The sequence below is a fragment of the Spirillospora sp. NPDC048911 genome (assembly GCF_043198015.1).
Classification (GTDB): Bacteria; Actinomycetota; Actinomycetes; order Streptosporangiales; family Streptosporangiaceae; genus Spirillospora.
Map to the genome: position 1 here is coordinate 1 of NZ_JBICUD010000021.1, position 23,452 is coordinate 23,452.

General features: G+C 70.4%; 21 protein-coding genes, 1 tRNA gene and 1 pseudogene. 5 read left to right on the top strand and 18 right to left on the bottom strand.

Going from position 1 to position 23,452, the window contains the following annotated elements; translation table 11 throughout:
• The 8 genes and pseudogenes from ACGFNU_RS50100 to ACGFNU_RS50135 all read right to left on the bottom strand — a co-directional run.
• Window positions 1-114, bottom strand: a pseudogene (locus ACGFNU_RS50100) (sulfate adenylyltransferase small subunit); the annotation flags it as partial.
• An 81-nt stretch (window positions 115-195) separates the two neighbouring features.
• The gene (locus ACGFNU_RS50105) at window positions 196-1,080 is read right to left on the bottom strand and encodes a 3'(2'),5'-bisphosphate nucleotidase CysQ (protein ID WP_392603952.1); all 885 of its coding nucleotides are present in this window, start codon (window positions 1,078-1,080) and stop codon (window positions 196-198) included.
• 177 nt (window positions 1,081-1,257) lie between these two features.
• The gene (locus ACGFNU_RS50110) at window positions 1,258-2,802 is read right to left on the bottom strand and encodes a sugar transferase (protein WP_392603954.1); all 1,545 of its coding nucleotides are present in this window, start codon (window positions 2,800-2,802) and stop codon (window positions 1,258-1,260) included.
• A 281-nt stretch (window positions 2,803-3,083) separates the two neighbouring features.
• A complete protein-coding gene (gene pth, locus ACGFNU_RS50115; protein WP_392603956.1) occupies window positions 3,084-3,659 on the bottom strand; it encodes an aminoacyl-tRNA hydrolase in 576 nt (191 codons plus the stop codon).
• Window positions 3,660-3,835: 176 nt separating this feature from the next.
• Window positions 3,836-4,462 carry a 50S ribosomal protein L25/general stress protein Ctc gene (locus ACGFNU_RS50120; protein ID WP_392603958.1) on the bottom strand — a complete coding sequence of 209 codons (627 nt, stop codon included), beginning with the start codon at window positions 4,460-4,462 and terminating at the stop codon, window positions 3,836-3,838.
• Between the two features lie 473 nt (window positions 4,463-4,935).
• Window positions 4,936-5,916, bottom strand: coding sequence for a ribose-phosphate diphosphokinase (locus ACGFNU_RS50125; RefSeq protein WP_151565669.1), 981 nt, complete (start codon window positions 5,914-5,916; stop codon window positions 4,936-4,938).
• 180 nt (window positions 5,917-6,096) lie between these two features.
• Window positions 6,097-7,593, bottom strand: a complete 1,497-nt coding sequence (gene glmU / locus ACGFNU_RS50130) for a bifunctional UDP-N-acetylglucosamine diphosphorylase/glucosamine-1-phosphate N-acetyltransferase GlmU (protein WP_392603961.1) — start codon at window positions 7,591-7,593, stop codon at window positions 6,097-6,099.
• Between the two features lie 174 nt (window positions 7,594-7,767).
• Window positions 7,768-7,839, bottom strand: a tRNA-Gln gene (locus tag ACGFNU_RS50135).
• Between the two features lie 748 nt (window positions 7,840-8,587).
• Here ACGFNU_RS50135 and ACGFNU_RS50140 point away from each other — a divergent pair.
• The 3 genes from ACGFNU_RS50140 (at window position 8,588) to ACGFNU_RS50150 (ending at window position 10,771) form a co-directional block, all read left to right on the top strand.
• Window positions 8,588-9,544, top strand: a complete 957-nt coding sequence (locus ACGFNU_RS50140) for an acyl-CoA desaturase (RefSeq protein ID WP_392603963.1) — start codon at window positions 8,588-8,590, stop codon at window positions 9,542-9,544.
• A 17-nt stretch (window positions 9,545-9,561) separates the two neighbouring features.
• Window positions 9,562-10,389, top strand: coding sequence for a TetR/AcrR family transcriptional regulator (locus ACGFNU_RS50145; protein WP_392603965.1), 828 nt, complete (start codon window positions 9,562-9,564; stop codon window positions 10,387-10,389).
• A gap of 145 nt (window positions 10,390-10,534) precedes the next feature.
• The gene (locus ACGFNU_RS50150) at window positions 10,535-10,771 is read left to right on the top strand and encodes a hypothetical protein (protein WP_392603967.1); all 237 of its coding nucleotides are present in this window, start codon (window positions 10,535-10,537) and stop codon (window positions 10,769-10,771) included.
• A 201-nt stretch (window positions 10,772-10,972) separates the two neighbouring features.
• On the opposite strand, the gene ACGFNU_RS50155 is transcribed toward ACGFNU_RS50150, so the two are convergent.
• Entirely contained in the window at window positions 10,973-11,758 is a 786-nt protein-coding gene (locus ACGFNU_RS50155; RefSeq protein WP_392603969.1) for a trans-aconitate 2-methyltransferase, read from the bottom strand.
• Window positions 11,759-11,835: 77 nt separating this feature from the next.
• On the opposite strand from ACGFNU_RS50155, the gene ACGFNU_RS50160 reads away from it, so the two are divergent.
• Window positions 11,836-12,372, top strand: a complete 537-nt coding sequence (locus ACGFNU_RS50160; RefSeq protein ID WP_392603971.1) for a MarR family winged helix-turn-helix transcriptional regulator — start codon at window positions 11,836-11,838, stop codon at window positions 12,370-12,372.
• Between the two features lies 1 nt (window position 12,373).
• On the opposite strand, the gene ACGFNU_RS50165 is transcribed toward ACGFNU_RS50160, so the two are convergent.
• The 7 genes from ACGFNU_RS50165 to ACGFNU_RS50195 form a co-directional block, all read right to left on the bottom strand.
• A complete protein-coding gene (locus tag ACGFNU_RS50165) occupies window positions 12,374-14,161 on the bottom strand; it encodes an ABC-F family ATP-binding cassette domain-containing protein (protein ID WP_392603973.1) in 1,788 nt (595 codons plus the stop codon).
• Window positions 14,162-14,247: 86 nt separating this feature from the next.
• Complete coding sequence (locus ACGFNU_RS50170) at window positions 14,248-14,835, bottom strand: hypothetical protein (protein WP_392603975.1); 588 nt, start codon at window positions 14,833-14,835, stop codon at window positions 14,248-14,250.
• Between the two features lie 70 nt (window positions 14,836-14,905).
• The gene (locus tag ACGFNU_RS50175; protein ID WP_392604075.1) at window positions 14,906-15,826 is read right to left on the bottom strand and encodes a 4-(cytidine 5'-diphospho)-2-C-methyl-D-erythritol kinase; all 921 of its coding nucleotides are present in this window, start codon (window positions 15,824-15,826) and stop codon (window positions 14,906-14,908) included.
• Window positions 15,827-15,893: 67 nt separating this feature from the next.
• Window positions 15,894-17,036: a glycoside hydrolase family 26 protein gene (locus tag ACGFNU_RS50180; RefSeq protein WP_392604078.1), complete on the bottom strand. Its 1,143-nt coding sequence runs from the start codon at window positions 17,034-17,036 to the stop codon at window positions 15,894-15,896.
• On the bottom strand, window positions 16,945-18,096 hold the full coding sequence (locus ACGFNU_RS50185; protein WP_392604080.1) for a ribosomal RNA small subunit methyltransferase A: 1,152 nt from the start codon (window positions 18,094-18,096) through the stop codon (window positions 16,945-16,947). Before ACGFNU_RS50185 ends, ACGFNU_RS50180 begins: the two co-directional genes overlap by 92 nt.
• A 51-nt stretch (window positions 18,097-18,147) precedes the next feature.
• Window positions 18,148-18,954: a transglycosylase family protein gene (locus tag ACGFNU_RS50190; RefSeq protein WP_392603977.1), complete on the bottom strand. Its 807-nt coding sequence runs from the start codon at window positions 18,952-18,954 to the stop codon at window positions 18,148-18,150.
• A 186-nt stretch (window positions 18,955-19,140) separates the two neighbouring features.
• Window positions 19,141-20,157 (bottom strand): SMP-30/gluconolactonase/LRE family protein, encoded by a 1,017-nt coding sequence (locus ACGFNU_RS50195; protein WP_392603979.1) that lies wholly within the window; start codon window positions 20,155-20,157, stop codon window positions 19,141-19,143.
• Between the two features lie 124 nt (window positions 20,158-20,281).
• On the opposite strand from ACGFNU_RS50195, the gene ACGFNU_RS50200 reads away from it, so the two are divergent.
• Window positions 20,282-20,734, top strand: coding sequence for a MarR family winged helix-turn-helix transcriptional regulator (locus tag ACGFNU_RS50200; RefSeq protein ID WP_392603981.1), 453 nt, complete (start codon window positions 20,282-20,284; stop codon window positions 20,732-20,734).
• 33 nt (window positions 20,735-20,767) lie between these two features.
• Here the strand turns inward: ACGFNU_RS50200 and ACGFNU_RS50205 are convergent, their stop codons facing one another.
• Together ACGFNU_RS50205 and metG are read right to left on the bottom strand one after the other, a co-directional pair.
• Entirely contained in the window at window positions 20,768-21,580 is an 813-nt protein-coding gene (locus tag ACGFNU_RS50205) for a TatD family hydrolase (RefSeq protein ID WP_392604082.1), read from the bottom strand.
• Window positions 21,581-21,591: 11 nt separating this feature from the next.
• Window positions 21,592-23,385, bottom strand: coding sequence for a methionine--tRNA ligase (gene metG / locus ACGFNU_RS50210; protein ID WP_392603983.1), 1,794 nt, complete (start codon window positions 23,383-23,385; stop codon window positions 21,592-21,594).
• Window positions 23,386-23,452: the final 67 nt, after the last annotated feature.

The following is a 23,452-nucleotide window of genomic DNA, read 5'->3' on the forward strand; positions in this document are numbered from 1 at the left end:
ACCCGAGAACAACAGGACCGGCCGCTCGAACTCAGCGGCCACCTCCCGAATGATCTGAATCGACTCGGCCTCAAGCACGTCCAACTGGGACAACAGGTAATCGCAGCGCTGCATGGTCTAGGGCTCTCTCCACGCTTTCTGGCAGATGCTCCGGGGGAACGCTCTCCCACCGGCTGGGTTGTGTACCCGGACGGGTCACTCCGGCAGGGCGTCGCTCACGTCCCGGATGCCGGTCAGCAGCGTCGATGCCGACACGGGATGGCTGACCAGGATATCCGGCAACCGGGGGTCCTTCTGGTTGTAGACGGCCTCGGACCCGTCGATCCGGCTCGCGTGGGCCCCGGCGGCGAGCGCCACCGCGACCGGTGCGGCCGAGTCCCACTCGTACTGGCCGCCCGCGTGAACGTACGCGTCGACCTCGCCGAGCAGCACCGCGGAGATCTTCGCTCCGGCCGATCCGATCGGCACGAGTTCCACGTTCGTGTCGAGGATTTCGGCCAGTCGCTGGACGAACGCGGGCGGCCTGGTACGGCTCACCGCGATCCGCAGCCGGCCGGGCGCGGGCTCGCCGACCCGCAGCGGCCCGGTCCCTGTGACATCGATCACGACGGCTCCGTCCGGACCGGTGACAAGAGTCTTACCCTGTGCCGGGAGCGCGACCGCACCCGCCGTCAGGCGACCCTTCTCCCAGAGCGCCACATGGACGGCCCAGTCGTGGCGGCCCTCCTCCGAGAACTCCCGGGTCCCGTCGAGCGGGTCGATGATCCAGACACGGTCCGCCTGAAGCCGCACCTCATCGGCGGTGTTCGCCGTAGGGCTGCCGTCGCCGCCCGAGGCCCTCTTGTCCGCGGCGGAAGCGCGGCCCTCCTCGGAAAGGACCGCGTCGCCCGGACAGCGTTCGGCGAGCGCGGCCATGAGGTACTCGTGGGAACGCAGGTCCCCGGTGTCCTTGAGGACGCGGGAGTCGGCGAAGCCGATCTCCGCGCGTACGTCCAGCAGGATCCGGCCCGCTGTCCCGGCGAGTTCCGCCGCCAACGCGTGGTCGTCCGCCGCCGCGGGCACGCCACCGCTCTCCGTCATCGCTCGACCACATTCCCGACTCGGTTGATCTGTTCGGTATACATTCTCACGCCTCCCCGGCCATGCTCCCCGCCGGGGGCCGTGACGTTCACCCTCCAGCGTGCCACGTTCGGCGCCGTGTCCTGCGCACGCCGTGCCCCGCACACGCGGCGGCCGGCGGCCGGATCGGGCCTCGTCTCAGTAGGCGCCGGAGCCGCGGAAGACGGCCGACCAGGTCTTCCACATGATCTGGAGGTCCAGGGCGAGCGACCAGTTGTCGACGTAGCGCAGGTCGAGCCGGACGGACTCCTCCCAGGTCAGGTCGGAGCGGCCGCTCACCTGCCACAGGCCGGTCATGCCGGGCTTGACGACCAGCCGGCGGCGGACGTCGTCGCCGTACTTGGCGACCTCGTCGGGGAGCGGCGGGCGCGGGCCGACCAGGGACATGTGGCCGCGGGCGACGTTGATCAGCTGGGGCAGCTCGTCCAGCGAGTAGCGGCGGAGCCAGCGGCCGACACGGGTGATGCGCGGATCGTGCCTGATCTTGAAGAGCACGCCGTCGTTCTCGTTGCGCTCGATGAGATCGACCTTGCGGGCCTCGGCGTCCACGACCATCGTGCGGAACTTGAGCACGGTGAACTCGCCGCCGTCGCGGCCGACCCGCACCTGGCGGAACAGCACCGGCCCGCTGCTGGTGACCCTGATGGCGATGGCGATGGCGAGGATCAGCGGGCTGAGGAAGGCCAGCCCGGCGAGCGCGCCGACCCGGTCGAACAGGCTCTTGAGGAACTTGCGGCCGCCGTCCAGCTCCGGGTGCTCGACGTGCAGCAGCGGCAGACCGGCGACCGGGCGGATGGAGATCCGCGGCCCGGCGGCGTCCATGAGCGCCGGGGCGACGACGAGTTCGACGTCGTCGCGTTCGATCTGCCAGGCCAGCCGGCGCAGCGCGACGCCGTCCATCTCGGGACAGGCGAGGACGGCGACCGAGTCGGCCCCGATCTGCTCGACGACCTTGGCCGTCTGGCCGAAGTCGCCCAGCACGGGCACCCCCTCGACGGTGCTCACGTCCAGGAAGCCGTCGTTGCCGTCGTTGCCGCGGTCGCCGGCGGCGCCGTCCAGCGACCCGGCCCGCAGCGCGTCGTCGCTCTCGAACAGGACCGGGGGCAGGCAGACGCCGACGATGTCCATGCCGTGGTAGCGCTTCTGCCGCAGCAGCCGGATCAGGTCGGCGAGCGCCGCCCGGTGCCCGACGGCGACCACCCGGCGCATGCACTCGCCCTGCCAGCGCCGCCGGTGCAGCCATTTGCGCAGGCGGTACCGCGCGAAGACGTTGAGGACGGTGGCCAACGGCAGCGCCATCACCACGTAGCCGCGCGCCACCTCGGTCTTGGTGGCGTACGCGACGATCGCGACGGTCGCGGTGATGATGAATCCGGCCCGCAGGACCCGGTGGAACTCCTCCGAGCCGACGCCGATGAAACGCGGCTCGTACGCCCGGCCGATCAGCAGGATCGTCACCCAGAGGACCGGCAGGGCGACGGTGAGGACGATGTACGGCGCGGTCATGCGGCTCGGGGTGCCGGGGAAGCGGAGGAAGAACGCGACCAGGCCGGCCAGCAGCATGCTCAGAAAGTCCACGGCCCCGGCGCGACGCCGATACGATCCCGTCCAGTTCTGGGTATGGGCGCGTCGCAGTTCGTCTCTGGGCGAGATGCCAACCCGGACCTTGTCAACGACGGCCATCAATGCCTACCTAACCACCCCTGCAACACGCGCCACACGCGTGTAGTCACACACGCAAGACGCTGGAAAGGCACTTGAGGTTCACATCTCCCACGAACCCCGTTGGGGATGCATCTTACGGGCGGTTTACTTCCTCCGCAGACCAAAGACGCACTTCAGGGGCACAAGATCGACAAAGCAGGATCAATCCCCGGTGGCTCGCTTGAATCGGCCGGCCATGGCGTCAGAAACGGACACCCGGAACGGACGGGCCCAATCGCCCCACCCCGGCGCCGCATCGTTCAGGAGACGTGGAAGGTGTTCTGGGCCGCCGCGAGGCCATCGGTGATCAAAGCCTCGACCGCGTCGGCGGCGCGCTCGACGTTGAGGTCGAGCTCCTTGCGTTCGGCCGCCGCGAAGTCCTTGAGCACGAAGGCCGCGGCGTCCATGCGGCCCGGCGGGCGGCCGACGCCGAACCGCACCCGCAGGTAGTCCTTCTCGGCCAGCGACCTGGTGATCGACCGCAGCCCGTTGTGGCCGTTGTCACCACCGCCCTGCTTCAACCGCACCGCGCCGTACGGGATGTCGAGCTCGTCGTGGACGACGACGATCCGTTCGAGCGGAACCTTGTAGAAGTCGCGGAGGGCCTTCACCGGCCCGCCCGACTCGTTCATGTACGTGCGCGGCTTGGCCAGGACGACGCGCGCGCCCGCGAGCCGTCCCTCGATGACCTCGGACCGGCTCTTGTGCGTCTTGAACTTGCCTCCGGCCCGCGCCGCCAGCGTATCGAGGACCATGAAGCCCGCGTTGTGGCGGTTCCCGGCGTACGAGGGCCCGGGATTGCCCAGCCCCACGACCAGCCAGAGATCAGCGCTCACGAACTCTCTCCTTCACGCAAGGGCCTTCACGCACGTTCCACGCGCGGGCCTTCACGCACAGCCTGCACGCACGGGACCGCCTGGACAGCCGAACGGCCCCCGCCGGTGCGCACACCGGGCCGGGGGCCGTGCAGACGGCAGGCCGACCAGGGCGGTCGGCGGGCGGGCGCCCGAGCCTATTCGGCGGCGTCGCCCTCGGCGGCGGCCTCGGTCTCGGCGGCGGCGGCCTCCTCGTCGGCGGCCTCGTCGGCCGGCTCGGTGGAGACGGTCGCGTCGGCGATCTGCACGATGAGGAGTTCCTCGTCGGCGGCCAGGCTGGCGCCGGCGGGCAGCTTCAGGTCCTTGGCGAGCACCTGGCTGTCGACGTCCAGGCCCTCGATGTCGAGGTCGACGCCCGTCGGGATGTGGGTGGCCTCGGCCTCGACCGAGATCTCGACCTCGGCCTGGACCAGACGGCCGCCGGCGACGACGGTGCCGGTCACGTTCACCGGGATGGAGACGGTGACCTTCTCGCCGCGCTTGACCAGCAGCAGGTCGACGTGCTCCAGGAAGCCCTTGATCGGGTCGCGCTGCACGTCCTTGGGCAGGGCGAGCTCGACGCCCGCGCCGAGGCCCTCGACACGGAGCAGCACGTTGGGGGTCTTGAGGGCCAGCATCAGGTCGTGGCCGGGCAGCGAGATGTGCTGCGGGTCGGTGCCGTGACCGTAGAGGACGGCGGGCACCTTGCCGGCCCGGCGGGTGCGCCGCGCGGCACCCTTACCGAACTCGGTGCGCGGCTCGGCGGCAATGCGTACCTCGGACACGGCGAAAACTCCTTGTTGTTGCGATCCACGGCCGTCCGTCATGGACGTCCGCTACGGACATAAGCGAATCAGGCGGTGCTCGACGCGTCTGGCGCCTCGAAGATTCTTTGCGTTCCCCGGGGAGTGCGAGTCCGATCGGAGCCGTACTGAACGACCCGAGGCATACGCGGATTCATCAAGTCTAGCCGATCGTCGCCACAGCGAGCGCCATAGGTACGGAGCCTGAACCGATCGTGAAGCGGAGCCGCCGCCGCTCGCGCGGTGACGCGTGCGCGCCGGCCAGGTCTTTTCGCAGCAAGAGGGGTGAATGCCATCGCACCGAGCATCGTGGGCGGAATGCGGAACGCCCCGCGACCCATAAGGGTGCGGAGCGTTCCACTTGCTCTGCCGTCGGTCGGCGCCCGGCGAGCTAGGCCCGGATCCGCTCGACGCTCCGTTTGCTCCGTTTGCTCGGTTCGCTTGGCGCGAGCGGGTTAGCTGTGGCCGCCGAAGAGGCTGGTGACCGAGCCGTCGCTGAAGACCTCGTGGATGGCCTGGGCGACCAGCGGGGCGATCGGGAGAACGGTCAGCTTGTCGAACCGCTTCTCCTCGGGGATGGGCAGGGTGTCGGTGAGGACGACCTCGGAGATCCGGGAGTTCTTGAGGCGGTCGACGGCCGGGCCGGAGAGCACGCCGTGCGTCGCGGCGACGACGACCTTGGTGGCCCCCTGGTCGAAGAGCGCGTCGGCGGCCTTCACGATCGTGCCGCCGGTGTCGATCATGTCGTCGACGATCACACAGGTCCGGCCCCGGACCTCACCGACGACGTCGAAGACCTTGACCTCGTTGGCCACGTCCGGGTCGCGCTTCTTGTGGATGATCGCCATCGGCACGCCGCCGAGCCGGTCGGACCAGCGTTCGGTGACCCGCACCCGGCCGGCGTCCGGCGCGACCATGGTGACCTGGGTCAGGTCGAGCCGCTGCTCGAAGTGGTCGGCCAGGATGTCGAGCGCGAACAGATGGTCGACCGGGCCGTCGAAGAAGCCCTGGATCTGCGCGGTGTGCAGGTCGACCGTGATGAGCCGGTCGGCGCCCGCGGTCTTGAACAGGTCGGCCATGAGACGGGCCGAGATGGGCTCGCGGCCGCGGTGCTTCTTGTCCTGCCGGGCGTACCCGAAGAACGGCGCCACGACGGTGATCCGCTTGGCCGAGGCGCGCTTGAGCGCGTCGACCATGATCAGCTGCTCCATGATCCATTGGTTGATGGGAGCTGTGTGGCTCTGGATCACGAAGGCGTCGGAACCGCGGACCGACTCCAGGAACCGCACGAACGTCTCACCGTTCGCGAAGTCGTAGGCCGACGTCGGCGTGAGTTCGACGTCGAGATTGTCGGCTACTTCCTTGGACAGGTCCGGGTGCGCCCGGCCGGAGAAGAGCATCAGCTTCTTCTGGCCGCTCGCCTTGATCCCACTCACCTCTGACAACTCCCCCTCAACGGAACCTGCATGCCGTGGGTGTGCCCCACACTCCGCGGGCCGAAGAAGACCGGTAGCCGACCCACGGTGGTCTCTTATGCCCCGGAGGGAGTCCTCCGAGCGTTTGTCCCGGAAGGGTGACCCTCCGGGCTTACCGGGAGCGAACGCCCCCGGAGCTCGTCATCCGGCGTCCTCGCCCTTGCCGTCGACTTCGGCCCCGGCCTCGGCTTCCGCCCTGGCCTTGGCCGCCGCCTCGGCGAACCGGGTGCCGGCGCGCCTGCGCTCGACCCAGCCCTCGATGTTGCGCTGCTTGCCGCGGGCGACCGCGATCGCCCCGGGCGGCACGTCGCCCGTGATGGTCGAGCCGGCCGCCGTGAAGCCGCCGTCCTCGACCGTCACCGGCGCGACGAGCACGGAGTTGCTGCCCACGAAGGCATGCTCGCCGATCTCGGTGTGAAACTTGTTGACGCCGTCGTAGTTGGCGAAGATCGTGCCGGCGCCGATGTTGGCTCCGGCGCCGATCGTGGCGTCGCCCACGTAGGTGAGGTGCGGGACCTTGCCGCCCTCGCCCACTTCGGCGTTCTTGGTCTCGACGTACGCGCCGACCTTGGTCTTGCGTCCCAGTTTGGTGCCGGGCCGCAGGTAGGCGAACGGGCCGACCGAGGACTGCGGCCCGATCTCGGCGCCGTCGCAGACCGCGTTGATCACCCGTGCCCCGGCGCCCACCTGCGTGTCGGTCAGCGTGCAGCCCGGCCCGACCTCGGCGCCCTCGTCCAGGTGCGTCCGCCCGTGCAACTGCGTGCCCGGGTGGACGACGGCGTCGGCGGCCGCGGTCACCGCCACGTCGATCCAGGTGCTCTGCGGGTCGACGACGGTGACGCCCGCGCGCATGTGCGCTTCGAGGATCCGGTCGTTGAGCTGCCGGCGCGCCTGCGCCAGCTGGACCTTGTCGTTGACGCCCTGGGTCTCGACCCAGTCGGCGGCCGGATAGGCGCCGGCGCGGTGGCCGTCGCCGCGGAGGATGGCCACGACGTCGGTGAGGTATTCCTCACCGTTGGCGTTGTCGGTGGTGACCCGCTTGAGCGCGGCGGCCAGCAGGGCACCGTCGAACGCGTACATGCCGACGTTGATCTCGCGGATGGCCCGCTGCTCGTCGTCGGCGTCCTTGTGCTCCACGATCGCCGTGACCGCGCCGCCGTCGGCCTCACGGAGGATCCGGCCGTAACCGGTCGCGTCGGGCATCTCGGTGGTGAGAATCGTCACCGCGTTGCCCTCGTCCTCATGAGTCTGGACGAGGCGTTCGAGGGTCTCGCCGCGCAGCAGCGGGTGGTCGCCGTTCGTGACGACGACGGTGCCCCGCAGCTCGCCGACCTGCTCGAGGACCATCCGGACGGCGTGACCGGTGCCGCCCTGCCGTTCCTGCACGACCGCCTCGGCGTCCGGCGCGTGCCGCTCGAGGTGGGCGACCACCTGCTCCCGCCGGTGGCCCACCACCACGAGGGTCCGCTCGGGGTCGAGCTCTCCGGCCGCGGCCAGGACGTGGCCGAGCATGGAGCGGCCGCACAGCTCGTGCAGGACCTTGGAGGTGCGGGACTTCATCCGGGTGCCCTCGCCTGCGGCGAGAACGACGACGGCGGCCGGGCGGCTCGCCCGGCTCCGTGCACGGCCGACACTCACTACGGAGGCTCCTCGGCGTCGCGGACTGGATCGGACTCGGGCGCGACTCGGTATCCGACCTGCCGTCTACCTGCTGCGATGGAGGGACCGCAGGTCGTAACTCGCCCGACACCCGAAGGATACCGCCCAGCCCCGCCTTGTCACCCACCAGGCAGTATCCGACACAGAGGACGGCTCCGGCGCAAGGACTCGAACCTTGTCTAAGGGCACCAAAAACCCTTGTGCTGCCAATTACACCACGCCGGATCGAAGGCGACAGATCGGACACATGGCCGATCTACCGGCCCCAACGATACCGAGCCAACAGCGCAGCCTTCACCTATATTGCCCGGCCGCGCCCCGGCCGCACCCCGGCCGGGAGCCGCTCACCCCGTCCAGGACCTCTTCCCCTGAGCGCGCGGACACGCCTCACACCTTCACCCTGGTGACGCATCCGACTACCAGAAGTGACTTCCGATCCCGAGCGTCGACGACCGACCGAGCCGGAACTCGGCCCGATCCGGCCTCTATGACCGATATCAAAGATCATCTACCCCGGTGGTCACTCATCGCTTAGGCACGGGACCTTGCGCGGGGACCTATTGATCAATTCGAGCGCCTGTTTAGGACGGCCTCAAACGAGCAAGCAATGTCTGAGTCGTCCGCTTCGCTCCTGGGGGCGGGAGAGGGCCGGGCGACCGAAGGATCAGCCTGTTCACCAGGAGGAAGACCCTGAGCCCCGTACCCCACGCCCACGCGAAGCCCGTCCGGCGAACCATTGTCCGGGCTGAAGCGTTGACGCTGAAAGAGGCGGCACGCGCCGACTTTCGACGCGCCGTTCAAGGGGGTCGTCCGGCCGGTCACAGCGAGGTGACATCCGCGTGACTCGCACGTGAGCTTTGTGCCCCCTGGGACGCGATTCCACTGATTTTACGATTCGAGACTGTCCAACCTACGGCAGCGTAGGTTACGTTGGCGTAGGTAGGCCTCAGCAGCAGGAAGAAGTGGTGACCACATGACTACAGCCCCCGTCCTAGAACCCTCCACACGTCGGCCCTCGCGACCCGAGATCGAGCCGGAGCCGACCAGCGTTTCCGAGCGGGTCCTCGTCGGGGTCTTCACTGGTGTCCCGTTCATCGCGCTCATGGCCGCGGTCCCGCTGGCCTGGGGGCGGTTCCTCGGGTGGACCGACATCGCGATCATGGCGGTCTTCTACTTCGTCTCCGCCGGCGGCATCACGGTCGGCTACCACCGCTACTTCACGCACGGCTCGTTCAAGGCCAACCGCGGGCTGAAGATCTTCATGGCGATCGCGGGCGGGCTGGCCATGGAGGGCCCGGTCATCACCTGGGTCGCCGACCACCGCCGCCATCACAAGCACTCCGACAAGGAGTTCGACCCGCACTCGCCGTGGCGCTTCGGCAACGACTGGAAGGCCCTGACCAAGGGCCTCGCCTGGGCCCACTACGGCTGGCTCTTCGACGGCAACCGCACCAACAAGGAGCGGTTCGCCAAGGACCTCCTGAACGACAAGGACATCGTCCGCATCCACAAGTGGTTCCCCGGCCTGGTCGCGGTCTCCTTCCTTCTGCCCGCCGTCCTCGGCGGCCTGCTGACCATGTCCTGGCAGGGCGCCCTCACCGCGCTCTTCTGGGCCGGCTTCGTCCGCATCACCCTCGTGCACCACGTCACGTGGTCGATCAACTCGATCTGCCACACGTTCGGCAAGGAGCACTTCGAGGTGCGCGACAAGTCCCGCAACGTCTGGTGGCTGGCGATCCCGTCGCTCGGCGAGTCCTGGCACAACCTGCACCACTCCGACCCGACCTGCGCGCGGCACGGCGTGCTGAAGGGCCAGGTCGACATCAGCGCCCGCGTCATCTGGGTCTTCGAGAAGGCCGGCTGGGCGCACGACGTCCGCTGGCCCGATTCCGAGCGTCTTGCGAGCAAGCGTACGAACGTGCCCGCGTGAGCGTCACAATTGATCCCATGACTGAACCGGTCCCGCCACGGTCGCGCAGGAAGCGCATGACCGGCAAGGAACGACGCGAGCAGCTGCTCACCATCGGGCGCACGCTGTTCGCCGAGCGGGGGCTGGACGGCACCTCGGTCGAGGAGATCGCCGCCGCGGCGGGGGTCTCCAAGCCCGTGGTGTACGAGCACTTCGGCGGCAAGGAGGGCCTCTACGCCGTCGTCGTCGACCGCGAGTTCGAGCGGCTGCTCGGCCTCATCACCGAGGCGCTCGGCTCGGCGGTGCACTACCGCGGCAAGCTGGAGAAGGCGGCCCTCGCGCTCCTGGAGTACATCGAGGAGAACCCCGACGGCTTCCGGATCATCGTCCGCGACTCGCACGGCGGCACCGGCACCGGCAGCTTCGCCAGCCTGCTCAGCGAGATCGCCGGCGAGGTCGAGCACGTCATGGCGCAGGAGCTCGACCGCCATGACTACGACGAGAAGTTCGCGCCCATGTACGCCCAGATGCTGGTCGGCATGGTCGCCCTCACCGGCCAGTGGTGGCTGGACGCGCGCAAGCCCCGCCGGGAGGAGGTCGCGGCCCACATGGTCAACCTCGCCTGGAACGGCCTGTCGGGCCTGGAGCCCCGGCCGTCCCTCGACCCCCGGCGGCGGCGCAAGGAGCTCGAACGCATGAAGTCGCGCGCCGCCAAGGAGGCGGCCAAGGAGGAGAAGGCCGCCGCCAAGGAGGCCGCCAAAGAGGAGAAGGCCGCCGCCAAGGCCCAGCGCAAGACCCGCCCGGCCGACGACGACCTCCCCGAACGGATCGACGAGCCCGCCTCCGAGCCGGCCCACCACTCGTGACGCGATACCGAGCGTGACGGTCCATCGGCGAACTGTCACACCCCTCCCCTAGCCTCGGTCTCATCCGAGAAGGAGGGAAGCCGATGGACCCGTCAACGCCCTGCCCGGCCTTACGCCCGCCACGCGCCACCGCGAGGGCCGTGCCGTGATCGCCCGCCGCGCCGCCGACACCGCCGACGACACCCCGGCCGACGACTGCGCCCTCGATCTGCTCTGCGATCTCGACGAGTCGCTCTGGATCTACGACGACGCCCGCCGCGCGAATCCGAACGCCTTCCGCAACGCGATCCGCCAGTCCGACCACGCCGACGAGTTGCGCCGCGTCCTCTACCGCCTCCACCGCGTCCTCGTCGAATGGGAGGCCGAGATCGTGGCCGCCTGAGCCGAGCGGCGGTGATGGATGCCGCCCGCCGCGCGAGAGGGCACACCGCAGGGGAACGATTGGCTTCTCTCGCGCGGCGGGCGGCACCCCGTCCGTGGGCCCGCCGGTTCATGGGCCTGCCGGTTCATGGGCCTGCCCGTTCGTGGGCCTGTGGGTGCATAGACCTGCCGGGCATGGACCTGCCGACCTCGGGGCTCCTGGCTATGGGCCTCCCGCTACGACGAAGATGCGCCGGAACGGGAAGACGGTGCCGTGCGGGGCGGGTGGGTATGCCTCGCGCAGGCGTGCCCCGTACTCGGCCAGGAACGAGGCTCGGTCGGCCGGGCCGAGCCGGGTGAGGACGGGGCGCAGAGCGGTGCCCTTGACCCATTCGAGGACGGGATCCTCGCCCTGCAGGAGCTGGGCGTAGGTGGTCTCCCACGCGTCGACCGTGCAGCCGTGGCGGGAGAGGAGGTCGAGATAGCCGGACGGGTCCAGCACCGGGCGCGGCCGGACGGCATCGCCCAGCTCGGCCTGCCAGCGGGGGGACGCGCACATCTCGCGAAGCAGCGTGTGGCTGGGCGCGTCGAAGTTGCCGGGCACCTGGAAGGCCAGGCGGCCGCCGGGAGCCAGCGCGCCGATCCAGCGCGGGAGCAGGTCCGGGTGGGCCGGGATCCAATGGAGCACGGCGTTGGAGACGATCAGGTCGACGGGCCGTTCGGGCTGCCAGGTGGCGACGTCGCCCACCGAGAAGGTCAGCTTGCCGGGGATGCCGCGAGCCGCGGCGATCATCTCGGGCGAGCTGTCGAACGCGTCGATCGTGGCGTCCGGCCAGCGGCGCAGCAGCGAGGCGGTCAGCTCACCGCTCCCGCAGCCGAGGTCGACGATATGGCCGGGGGCTTCGAGGTCCACCCGGGCGAGCAACTCGGCGAACGGCCGTGCGCGCTCGTCACCGAAGATCCCGTACTGCGCGGGATCCCACACGGCGGCGCCTGCTTGTCTCGACATCAAGAGACATGATGCCCCGGCGCTTATCTTGATGTCAAGAAAGTATTCTCGATATCAAGACAGGTAGGCTGTCGCGCATGCGGGATGAGGTCGATCGACTGGTCGAGGCATGGCACAACGAACGCCCGGATCTCGACGTCCAGCCCCTGCACGTCCTCAGCCGGGTCTCCCGGCTGGCCCGGCATCTCGATCGGGCCCGCCGCGCGGTGTTCGTCGCCCATGATCTGGAGCCGTGGGAGTTCGACGTGCTGACCGCGCTGCGCCGGGCCGGCGCCCCGTACGAGCTCAGTCCCGGCCGGTTGCTCCGCGCGACCCTCGTGACGTCCGGCACCATGACCAACCGGATCGACCGGCTGGCCGCGGCCGGGCTGGTGAAACGGCATCCCGACCCCGGCGACAAGCGCGGCGTCCTGGTGCGGCTCACCGAGGCCGGTCAGATCAGGGTGGACGCCGCGTTCGCCGATCTCCTGCGGCGCGAGCACGATATCCTCGACGGCCTCAGCCCGGCCGAGCGCGAGTCCCTCGCCGGGTTGCTGCGGACCCTGCTCGTCCCGTTCGACAGTCCCGACGGGACGGACGGCTCCGACGGCCCGAACGGCTCGGACGGCCCCTGAGTCAGCCGAGATCTTCGGCCAGGAGGAGCCACTCCTCCTCGACCTGCGCGGCCTCGTTCTGGACGTCCTTGAGCTGAGCGTTCAGCTCCTGGAGCTTCTCGTAGTCGGTGGCGTGCTCGGCCAGCCTCTCGTGGAGCTTCGCCTCCTGCCGGCCCAGCTTCTCCAGGCGGCGTTCGAGCTTGTCGAGCTCTTTGCGGGCCTTCCAGTCCTGTCCGCTGCCCTTGCCCTGCTTGGCCACCGGCGTCGCGGCCTGGGACGAAGGCGAAGGTGGAGGCGAACCCGGCTGGCCGGGCTTGACCGCGGTGCCGCTGCGGCGCCGATCCAGGTACTCGTCCACGCCGCCGGGGAGCATCGAGACGCGGCCATCGCCCAGGAGCGCGGCGACGCGGTCGGTGACCCGTTCGAGGAAGTAGCGGTCGTGGCTGACCACGACGAGGGTGCCCGGCCAGCCGTCGAGAAGGTCTTCGAGCTCGGTCAGCGTCTCGATGTCGAGGTCGTTGGTGGGCTCGTCCAGCAGGAAGACGTTCGGCTCGGCCATCAGGAGGCGCAGCACCTGCAGCCGCCGCCGCTCGCCACCCGAGAGGTCGCCGACCGGCGTCCACTGGCGGTCGCTGCGGAAACCCAGGCGTTCGAGCAACTGGCTGGCCGTCCAGTCGCGCTTGCCGACCGTGATGCGGCCGCGGATCTCCTCGACCGACTCCAGGACCCGCCGCGACGGGTCGAGGTCTTCGAGGTTCTGCGACAGATGTGCCAGCTGGACGGTCTTGCCGCGGACGACCTTGCCCGCGGCGGGGGTGACGTCGCCGTCGAGGAGGCGCAGCAGGGTGCTCTTGCCGCTGCCGTTCACGCCGACGAGGCCGATCCGGTCGCCGGGGCCGAGCTGCCAGGTGAGGTTCGCGAAGATGTCGCGGCCGCCGAGCTCGACGTCCACGTTCTCCAGGTCGAACACGGTCTTGCCGAGCCGTGCCGTGGCGAAGCGCGTCAGCTCGACCGAGTCGCGGAGGGGCGGCTCGTCGGCGATCAGCGCCTGCGCGGCGTCGACCCGGAACTTGGGCTTGGACGTGCGGGCCTGCGGGCCGCGGCGCAACCAGGCCAGCTCCTTGCGGAGGAGGTTCTGGCGCTTGGCCTCGGTGGCGGCGGCGATGCGCGAACGCTCGGCCTTGGCCAGCACGTACGCCGAGTAGCCGCCCTCGTAGCGCTCGACCCCGCCGTCGACGACCTCCCACGTGCGGTCGGTGACCTCGTCCAGGAACCACCGGTCGTGGGTGACGACGAGCAGGGCGACCTTGCGTTCCTTCAGGTGCCGCGCCAGCCAGTCGATGGCCTCGATGTCGAGATGGTTGGTCGGCTCGTCGAGCATCAGCAGGTCGGACTCGGGGACCAGCAGCCGGGCGAGCGCGATCCGGCGCCGCTCGCCGCCGGACATCCCGGCCAGCGGCGCGTCCAGGTCGAGATCGGCGAGGAGCCCGCCCAGGATGTCGCGGACGCGGGTGTCGCCGGCCCACTCGTGCTCGGGCCGGTCGCCGATGACGATCGAACGCACGGTGGCGCCGTCGGGGAACTCGTCCCGCTGGGTCAGGTAACCGAGCCGCAGCCCGCGGGTGTGGGTCACGCGGCCGCCGTCGGGCTCGGTCTGGCGGGCGAGGACGGACACCAGCGTGCTCTTGCCCCCGCCGTTGCGGCCGACGACGCCGATGCGATCGTCGTCGTCCAGCCCGAGGGACACCGAGGCGAGCAGCGGAGAAGGCCCGTAGGCCTTGCTGACATTCTCAACATTGATGAGGTTCACGACGCCATCAAGGCTAATGCCCGTCAGCCCCCGCCTCGTACGGGCGGCCCTCCGGCAAGGCGGTCCAACTGCGGAAGGCGGCTGGCTCAGTCGCTGGAGGAGCTGCTCGAGCTCGAACCGCCGCTGTCGGAGCTGGACGATGACGAGCCGCCGCTGTCCGAGCTCGATGAACTCGACGAGCCGCCGCCGCTGTCGTAGCCGGAGCCGCCGCCGTACGGGTCGCCGCCCCCTCCGGATGAATGGCCGCCGGGGTTGTACGAGGCGTCGTACGGGCTGCCCGCGTCGTAGTGGCTCGGCCCGCCCTGCGGCCCATGGCCAGCGTGCGGATGCCCGTAGCCCGGCTGCGGGCCATATCCAGGCTGCGGCGGACCGTAGCCCTGCTGCGGCTGCCCGTACCCAGGCTGCGCTTGGCCGTACTCCGGTTGCTGTTGGCCGTAGCCAGCGTGCGGTTGGCCGTAACCCGGCAGCTGCGCGTCATGACCCGATTGCGGGGGGCCATAGCCGAGCTGCGGCGGGCCATGGCCCTGCTGTGGAGGGCCGTAGCCCGGCGGACCATAGGGCGGGCGCGGACCGGAGTTGCGCTTCGAGGCGTTGACGGCGACCACGACGATCACGACGACCGCGACGATCAGGGCCAGCAAGATGACGAAGATCAGAAGTACGGCCAGGGACATGCCGCGTCCACCTCACTGCCGGGGGTTCTTTCATAACCGATACCCGGCCGTCGTGTCCGGAGTTCTCGGGTCAGATCACGGTGGCCCCGGGCGCGGGACCGGTGGCCCGCACGACGGACTCGGCCACGCCCTCGACGTCCAGGATCGCCGCCAGCTCGGCCGCGTGCTCCACGCTCTCGGCGAGGAAGGCGCAGGTGGGCCCGGACCCGGAGACCAGCGCGCCGATCGCGCCGGACTCCCGGCCGGCGTCGAGCGTACGGCGCAGCGAGGGCCGCAGGAGCAGTGCCGGGGCCTGCAGGTCGTTGGTGAGGGCCGCGCCGAGGGCCTTGGCGTCGCCTGTGGCGAGGGCGGTCATCAGCTCCTCGGAGACCTCCGGCCAGGGCGTCTCCTCGCCCTGCGCGTCCCGCAGCCGGTCGCACTCGGCGTAGACGGCGGGGGTGGACAGGCCGCCGTCGGCGGTCGCGAAGACCCAGTGGAACGTGCCGCGTGCGAGCGCCGGGGTCAGCTGTTCGCCCCGGCCGGTACCGATCGCGGTGCCGCCGATGAGCGCGAACGGGACGTCGCTGCCGAGCTCGGCGCCGAGTTCCAGGAGATCGTCGCGGCTCAGCAGCGGCTCGTCCGGCGAGTCCCACAGCCGTGCGCACGCGAGCAGGGCCGCCGCGGCGTCCGCGCTGCCGCCCGCCATGCCGCCGGCGACCGGGATCGCCTTGCGGATGCGGAGCGCGACCGCGGGCTCCACGCCGAGCCGGCCGGCGACCAGGCGCGCCGCGCGGGCGGCCAGGTTGCCGTCGTCGGTCGGGACGCCGTCGACCGCCACCCGGGAGCCGGGCGCGGTCTGGACGGTCACCGTCAGCCCGGCCGCCGGAACGGCCGTCAGCTCGTCGAAGAGCGAGACGGCGTGGAAGACGTTGACGAGATCGTGGTACCCGTCGTCGCGAAGCGGCCCCACACTGAGCTGGAGGTTGACCTTCGCGGGCACGCGCACGGTCACAGCTGTCACGAGAGGGAAGCGTACGGGACGGGGCGCCCGATGGCCGAAACGGGGTCGCGGCGGCCGGTCAGCCGCCGCTCGTCACCGGCAGGTTGCGGGGGTTGAAGTAGGGGGTGGTGGCGAACTCGCGCAGCGCCGAGACGGCGGCGCGGTCGCCGGTCACCTCGTACCGGCGCCGCCTGTCGCGCGGCTCCTGGGCCTGCTCGTTGGAGTTGAAGTACACGACGGCCTTGATCTGCGGGTTCTGCAGGGTCTGGGCGGCCTTGCGGAGCCACTCGGCCCGGCGGGTGCCGTACGCCTGCGGCACGCCGAACTCGGCGACCATGATCGGCTTCGAGTGGCCCCGCGCCCACTCCATGAAGATCTTCAGCGTCTCGATCAGGTCGCGGTACTCGTACTCGCCGCCGGGCTGGGCGTCCACGCAGATCCAGTCGACCTGGTCGTCCCCCGGGTAGAACGGCTGCGCCGCCCGCGAGCCGAAGCCGCGGGCGGTGGGGCACCAGACCCAGGCGACGTTGTCGACCTTCTCCTTCTTGAAGATCGTGCGCAGATGTTTCCAGGCCGCGATGTAGGCCGCCGGTGAGTGAATCTTGATGTCGCGCAGGCTCGACTTGTCCATGTCGCGCTGCCAGCGCAGGAAGATCGGCTTGCCGGTGGCCTTGATCGCCCGGGCCCGCGCGCGGATCAGCGCGTCGTGCTTGCCGGCGACGATCTCCTGGGTGTCGGTGCCGGACCAGGTGAGCAGCATGGTCCGGTCGCCCTCCAGCAGGGCGGTGTCGACCTTGCGGGGGAACTCGGTCTTCCAGTCGACGTAGCTCTGCACGATGTCGAGCCGGCGGCCGAGGTCGCGCTCGAAGCCGGTCAGCGCGGTCCGGCCGTTCCGGGCCTCGACCTCCTCCTCGCCGGACGCCGGAGAGCCCGTCGCGGGCGCCGAGACCGAGGGAGACGACGAGGCCTTGCCGGACGGGCGCTTGCCCTTGCCCTGATCACCGCGTGTCGCGTACGTGGGCCCCAGCACGGGCGGGACCCAGGCGCCGAAGTACGCGCCCTGCGCCGGGGGCAGCGGGGCCACCCCGGCCCGCGCCGTCACCGTGATCTTCGGCGTCGCGGTCGCGCCGTTACTGCAGCCGGCCGCCACCAGGGCGCCCGTGACCGCCATCGCGGCCAGCGCCGCCACCGCGGGCATCATCGCCTTCGTCGCGGGCGTCATCACCTTCGTCGCCCGCGAACGCGCCTTCACCATGCTCCTCCGCCTCATTCTGATCCTTAGCGCCCCCAGGACCATACTGGGCAAGGCAGGCGAATGCGGCCACGTCCAGAGTCTCGCCACGGGTCTGGGGGTCGATCCCGGCGGCGCGCAACGCCCGCTCGGCCTGCGCCGGGGAGCCGGCCCAGCCCGCCAGCGCCGCCCGCAGCGTCTTCCTGCGCTGGGCGAACGCGGCGTCGATCACGGCGAACACCTCGTCGCGGCTCGCGGTCGTGGCGGGGGGTTCGCGGCGCGTGAACGCCACCAGACCCGAATCCACGTTCGGCGCCGGCCAGAAGACCGCGCGCCCGACCGGCCCGGCCCGCCGCGCGTCGCCGTACCACGCGAGCTTCACCGACGGCACGCCATAGATCTTGCCGCCGGGCTCCGCGACCATCCGGTCCGCGACCTCGGCCTGCACCATCACCAGGACGCGCCGCAGCGACGGCAGCTCGGCCAGCAGATGCAGCACGACAGGAACCGCCACGTTGTAGGGCAGGTTGGCCACCAGCGCCGTCGGCTCCGGCCCCGGCAACACCACCGGCTCACCACGCACGGCCCCCCGCCCGCCACGCCGCGGCTCGGCAGACGCGGCCCTGACCCCGGCCGCGGCCGAGCCGGACGCCGCACCGGACGCCGCACCAGACGCCGGGCCGGACGCTGGGTCGGATCTGGGGGCGGCTGTGATGCGGAGGGCATCGGCCTGGACCACGTGCAGCCGGCCGGCGAGATCGGGGGCCCGGCCTGCGACGGTCTCGGGGAGTGCGGCGGCCAGCGACGGGTCGATCTCGACGGCGGTCACGCGGCGTACCTCGGGGAGGAGCGCCAGGGTGAGCGAGCCCAGCCCCGGGCCCACCTCGATCACCACGTCCTCCGGCGTCAGTTCCGCGGCGCGAACGATCCGGCGAACGGTGTTGGCGTCGATGACGAAGTTCTGCCCGAGCGTCTTGGTCGGCCGGATGCCGAGCCGGCCGGCCAGCTCACGGACGTCCGCGGGCCCGAGCAGCGCGTGCGTGTCCCTGATGTCCCCCACCGGAGCAGTCTTTCAGGTCCGCGTGAACGATGAGGGCCTGCTCTAGCTGAAGAGGAATTTGCCACAGACCGGCCATTGCCCCTGCCAGCGGCCGTTCACCTTGTTGTAGAGCATCTGGGCGCGGTAGGTCTGCTCCGCCGGGGTCGCGTTGGACGGCAGCCCCTTGCCGCCGACGGACCCCCAGGTCGCCAGCGAGAACTGGTAGAGCCCGTAGTAGCCGCCCGCGGAGTTGACCGCCCTGGGATTGCCGCCGGACTCGCACTTGGCCAGCCCCGCCCAGTTGAGCCGCGCGGCGGAACCGGCGCCGGCCGACTGCGGGCCGACGGCCAGGATCTCCGCGACCGGCTTGCGCTTGACCTTCTGGTCGATGACGGTCTTGACCTTCTTGCCGCGCCGCTTGACCCAGGCGACCTGGACGACCTTGATGCCCGGCTTGCCCTTGCGCAGCACCTTCTCGCTGAACGGCGGCAGCTTGGAGCTCTTCTTCTTGATCGTGGGCGCCGACGTCGTCAGCGTCTTGGTGACCGGCTTCGACAGCAACCGCAGCACCTTGATCATCTTGGTGCCGGCGGCGGGCGCCGTCAGCGGCGGCTTGACCAGGTTGTGCTTCCCGAGCTGCACCTGCGCCTGGGTGAGCACCTCCTGGACGGTCGTGCCCGTCGTCATCGTCTCGGTCCGCTTGCCGTCGACCACGAGGACGACCTTGCGCGGCGCCGGGGTGCTGGCCTTGGGCGCATCGGCGACGGGGGCCTGTGGCGGTGGCTTCTTTTCGCCGCCGCCACCGCCGCATCCGGCGGCGAGCAGCGCCGCGGCGACCAGCACAGAAATCGCGGGGGGTGTGGAACGCACCTTTGTCCTCCAGGACCGCCAGCAGGGCCCGGGGGGTGCCCTGCTCAACGGCCAGACACTAGAGCCCCACGGGTATATCTGGCTACCGCAACGACGGATATCACCCTGCCGAAGACGGTCGTATGGCCTCCACGGGCCCCTTGTGAGGGCCGCGAACGGTGTCCTCGGCCCTCACAAGGGGAACGGTCAGATGCCGCGGACCGCCGCGATGGTGAACGGCACCTCGGGGGTGCCCGGCCCCATCGGGCCGCCCTTGTCGAACTGCGAACGCACCACGTACAGAACGCCATGCCGGCGCACGGCCGTGGTCGGGAGTTGCAGCGCCTTGTCCGAGATCCGGCGTTCGAGGCGGGCCGCGGTACCGTCCGCGCTCACCCGCCAGCGGCTGATCGCGTAGGCGGTGTTGTGGACCACCCAGAGCCGGCCGTGCTGGAGCTCCAGGCCGTCGGCGTGGAGCATGTCGCCGCCACTGAGGCCCGCCTTGCGGACGGCGCCCGAGGCCAGGTCGAGGCGGTAGAGGCCACCGCCGGACATGTCGGCGGTGAGCAGGTAGCGGCCGCGCGGGTCGGCGACGATCCCGTTGAGCGTGAAACCGGCGCCGGGGTCGAGGATCCCGCTGAGGTCGAAGCGCGGCGTCAACGTGCCGCGGCCGCCCCGGGCGACCTCCCGCGGCGTCACGCGGTAGACCACGGCGCGGGTGCTGTCGGTCAGGTAGGCGCTCCCGTCGGGGGCGATGGCGATGTCGTTGACGAACCTCGCGCCCTCGCCGGGAACGTCGAAACGGGCCAGCAGGCGGCGGCTTCGGGTGTCGTACACCGTGACGCCCGCCGTGGAGTCGGTCACCCACAGCCGGCCGGCCCGGTCGACCCGCAGGCCGTTGGCGGTGTGGCGCCCGTCCGCCCCGGCGGGCAGGAAGACCTCCGCGGCCCGGCGGCCGGGCACCGTCCGGTAGATCGTGCCGTCGGTGTACGAACCGGCGTACAGAGCGCCGCCACGGGGGTCGGCGGCGATGCCCTCGGGATAGACCTTCGTGCCGGGCAGCTCGTACGCGGCGGAGACCCGAACGCGCGACGCCGCCTGTGCGGCTGATGCCGGTGCGGCTGATGCCTGCGCGGCGGACGGCTGCGACGCGGCGGCGGGGGCCGCCAGCGGCAGGGACGCCGCCGCGAGAGCGGTGACGGTGAGAGCGATGGATCGGCGCATCGTGCGCATGAGACCTCTCTCTGGGGACGAACAATAGAGGTGATGTCTTAGAACGCATACGAACGATAGTTAGAACTCTAATGCTCGTCAAGGGGCGAATCTGCTTGCCCGTTATCATGCGGAGATGACGTCGATGCCCTTTCCCGAGCGCCTGGGTTCCTACCTGAAGCGCGCCGAGCAGGCACTCAGCGCGACGAAGAACTCCGTGCTGAAGCCGGCGGGCGTGACGGGGCCGCAGTACGCGGCGCTGATGCATCTGTCGGACAACCCGGGCATCTCGGCGGCCGGTCTGGCGCGGCTGTGCGCGGTCACCCCGCCGACCATGAACACCGTGCTCAAGAACCTCCTGGAGCACGGCCTGGTCGAGCGCACACCGCACGAGTGGCACCGCAACGTCCTGGAGACCCGGCTCACCGCCAAGGGCGAGAAGACCCTGGCCGACGCCGACGCCCGCGCGGTCAAGGTCGAGCGCGGGCTCGCCGCCGAGTTCACCGACGCCGAACGCGAGACGCTGATGGCCCTTCTGGACCGCTGCGTCGACTTCCTGGACGCGGCCCGCCGCTCCGACCAGGCCTGAGCGAGGGCCCCGACCAGGCCTACGTGAACGCCCCTACCAGGGGCCGAAGACGCGTTCTCCGGTGGTGGCGATCGCCGTGCACAGGTCGGCGACCTCGACGCCCTTGACCTCGGCCATGAAGCGCACGGTGTGCGGGATCAGGTACGACGCGTTCGGCTTGCCACGGTGCGGGATCGGGGTGAGGAACGGGGCGTCGGTCTCGACCAGGATCAGGTCGAGCGGCGCGACGCGCAGGGCGTCGCGCAGCGGCTCGGCGTTCTTGAACGTGACGTTGCCCGCGAAGCTCATCACGTAGCCGTGGTCGGCGCAGACCTTGGCCATCTCGCCGTCGCCGGAGAAACAGTGGAAGACCACCTTCTCCGGGGCGCCCTCCTCGCGCAGGACGCGCAGCACGTCGTCGTGGGCCTCGCGGTCGTGGATGACCAGGGCCTTGCCGGTGCGCTTGGCGATCTCGATATGGCCGCGGAACGAGCGCTGCTGGTCGTCCTTGGGCGCCCAGTCGCGGTAGTAGTCGAGGCCGGTTTCGCCGATCGCCCGGACGCCGGGCTGCTCGGCGAGCCGGGCGATGTCGTCGATCACGGCGTCGTCGATGCCCGTGGTCTCGTTGGGGTGGATCGCCACGGCCCCGTAGACCGCGTCGTGCTCGAAGGCGGTCTCGGCGGCGAAGCGCGACGACGGCAGGTCGCAGCCGATCGTGACGATCCGCGTGATGCCCGCCGCCTTCGCGGCGGCCACCTGCTCGACCACGGGCGTCTCGACGATGTCGAGATGGCAGTGGCTGTCGAAGACGTCGACCGGAAGGCGGTCAGGCAGCGGCGGCACCGCGCGCGGTGCCTGCCCGCCCATCTCCTCCGGGTTCACTCGCCCTCCAGCCGGGCCAGCTCCTCGTCCACGATCGACTCGTCGAGCTTCTTGAACAGTGGGGTCGGCTTGACCAGCGGCACGCCGGGCTTGATCGGCCGCGACTCCCAGCGCGCCTGGGTGTCGTAGTCGCCGGTCAGGATCGGGTAGTCGGGCCCGCCGGGCTCGGAGACCGTCTCCAGCCGCGGCTTGCCGCTCCACTCCCCCTCGCCGCCGAGCATCTCGAACACCTTCTGCGAGGACTCGGGCAGGAACGGGGTGAGCAGCGACTTGGCGTCGTCGACGACCTGCAGCGCGACGTGCAGCACGGTGCCCTTGCGCTCCGGATCGTCCTTGATCTTCCAGGGCTCCTGGGCGGACAGGTAGCCGTTGGCCTCGCGGACGACGTCGAACGCCTCGGTGACCGCGTTCTTGAACCGCGAGCGGCCCAGCTCGGCGCCCACGGCGGCGAAGCCCGCCTTCGAGCGGTCGAGCAGCGCGCGGTCGGCGTCGGTCAGGTCGACCGCAGCGGGGATCGCGCCGAAGTCCTTGGCCGCCATGTTGATCGACCGGTTGACCAGGTTGCCCCACTGGGCGACCAGCTCGTTGTTGTTGCGCTCGCGGAAGTGCTGCCAGGTGAAGTCGGTGTCCTGGTTCTCGGGGCCGGCGACCGCGATGTAGTAGCGCAGCGCGTCGACGTCGTAGCGCTCCAGGAAGTCCTTCACGTAGATGACGACCTGGCGGGACGAGGAGAACTTGCGGCCCTCCATGGTCAGGAACTCCGACGACACGACCTCGTCGGGCACCTTGAGCTTGCCGAGCGAGCCGGCCGTGCCGCCCTTGTCACCCTCGCCGTTGTAGCCGAGGAGGATCGCGGGCCAGATCTCGGCATGGAAGACGATGTTGTCTTTGCCCATGAAGTAATACGAGAGGGCGTCCGGGTCCTGCCACCAGGCCCGCCACGCCTCCGGGTCGCCGCTCCGGCGCGCCCACTCCACCGACGCGGAGAAGTAGCCGATCACGGCGTCGAACCACACGTACAGCTTCTTGGACGGGTTGTCGCGCCAGCCGTCGAGCGGGATCGGCACGCCCCAGTCGAGGTCGCGGCTGATCGCGCGCGGCTGCATGTCGTCGAGCAGGTTGAGCGCGAACTTCAGCACGTTGGGCCGCCAGTCGCCCTGCTTGGACCGCAGGTAACGCCCCAGCACCTCGGTGAACGCGGGCAGGTCGAGCATGAAGTGCTCGGTCTCGACGAACTTCGGCGTCTCGCCGTTGATCCGGCTGACCGGATTGATGAGGTCGATCGGGTCGAGCTGGTTGCCGCAGTTGTCACACTGGTCGCCGCGCGCGCCGTCGTAGCCGCAGATCGGGCAGGTGCCCTCGATGTAGCGGTCGGGCAGCGTGCGGCCGGTGGACGGCGAGATCGCGCCCATCGTGGTCTTGGGGAAGATGTAGCCGTTGTCGTAGAGCCCCTTGAAGAGCTCCTGCACGATCGCGTAGTGGTTCAGCGTCGTGGTGCGGGTGAACAGGTCATAGGACATGCCCAGCCCGACCAGGTCTTCGGCGATCACGCGGTTGTAGCGGTCGGCCAGCTCGCGGGCGGTCACGCCCTCCTTGTCGGCCTGCACCTGGATCGGCGTGCCGTGCTCGTCGGTGCCGCTGACCATCAGGACCTTGTTGCCCGCCATCCGCTGGTAGCGGCTGAACATGTCGGCGGGCAGCGCGAATCCGGAGACGTGCCCGATGTGACGGGGCCCGTTGGCGTACGGCCAGGCGGGCGCGGTCAGGATGTGTCGGCTCGACGAGGACATGGGGTCAAGACTAGAGGGCGCTCCCGGCCCTATCGAATCGATATCGCCCACGGCGCAGAGTCCCGGC

What these genes read in the sequence shown, in the direction of transcription:
- ACGFNU_RS50105 (WP_392603952.1), bottom strand. Translation starts at nt 1,080, where the DNA reads ATGACGGAGAGCGGTGGCGTGCCCGCGGCGGCGGACGACCACGCGTTG.
- ACGFNU_RS50110 (WP_392603954.1), bottom strand. Translation starts at nt 2,802, where the DNA reads ATGGCCGTCGTTGACAAGGTCCGGGTTGGCATCTCGCCCAGAGACGAA.
- ACGFNU_RS50140 (WP_392603963.1), top strand. Translation starts at nt 8,588, where the DNA reads ATGACTACAGCCCCCGTCCTAGAACCCTCCACACGTCGGCCCTCGCGA.
- ACGFNU_RS50145 (WP_392603965.1), top strand. Translation starts at nt 9,562, where the DNA reads ATGACTGAACCGGTCCCGCCACGGTCGCGCAGGAAGCGCATGACCGGC.
- ACGFNU_RS50155 (WP_392603969.1), bottom strand. Translation starts at nt 11,758, where the DNA reads ATGTCGAGACAAGCAGGCGCCGCCGTGTGGGATCCCGCGCAGTACGGG.
- ACGFNU_RS50160 (WP_392603971.1), top strand. Translation starts at nt 11,836, where the DNA reads ATGCGGGATGAGGTCGATCGACTGGTCGAGGCATGGCACAACGAACGC.
- ACGFNU_RS50170 (WP_392603975.1), bottom strand. Translation starts at nt 14,835, where the DNA reads ATGTCCCTGGCCGTACTTCTGATCTTCGTCATCTTGCTGGCCCTGATC.
- ACGFNU_RS50180 (WP_392604078.1), bottom strand. Translation starts at nt 17,036, where the DNA reads ATGACGCCCGCGACGAAGGCGATGATGCCCGCGGTGGCGGCGCTGGCC.
- ACGFNU_RS50195 (WP_392603979.1), bottom strand. Translation starts at nt 20,157, where the DNA reads ATGCGCCGATCCATCGCTCTCACCGTCACCGCTCTCGCGGCGGCGTCC.
- ACGFNU_RS50200 (WP_392603981.1), top strand. Translation starts at nt 20,282, where the DNA reads ATGACGTCGATGCCCTTTCCCGAGCGCCTGGGTTCCTACCTGAAGCGC.
- ACGFNU_RS50205 (WP_392604082.1), bottom strand. Translation starts at nt 21,580, where the DNA reads ATGGGCGGGCAGGCACCGCGCGCGGTGCCGCCGCTGCCTGACCGCCTT.
- metG (WP_392603983.1), bottom strand. Translation starts at nt 23,385, where the DNA reads ATGTCCTCGTCGAGCCGACACATCCTGACCGCGCCCGCCTGGCCGTAC.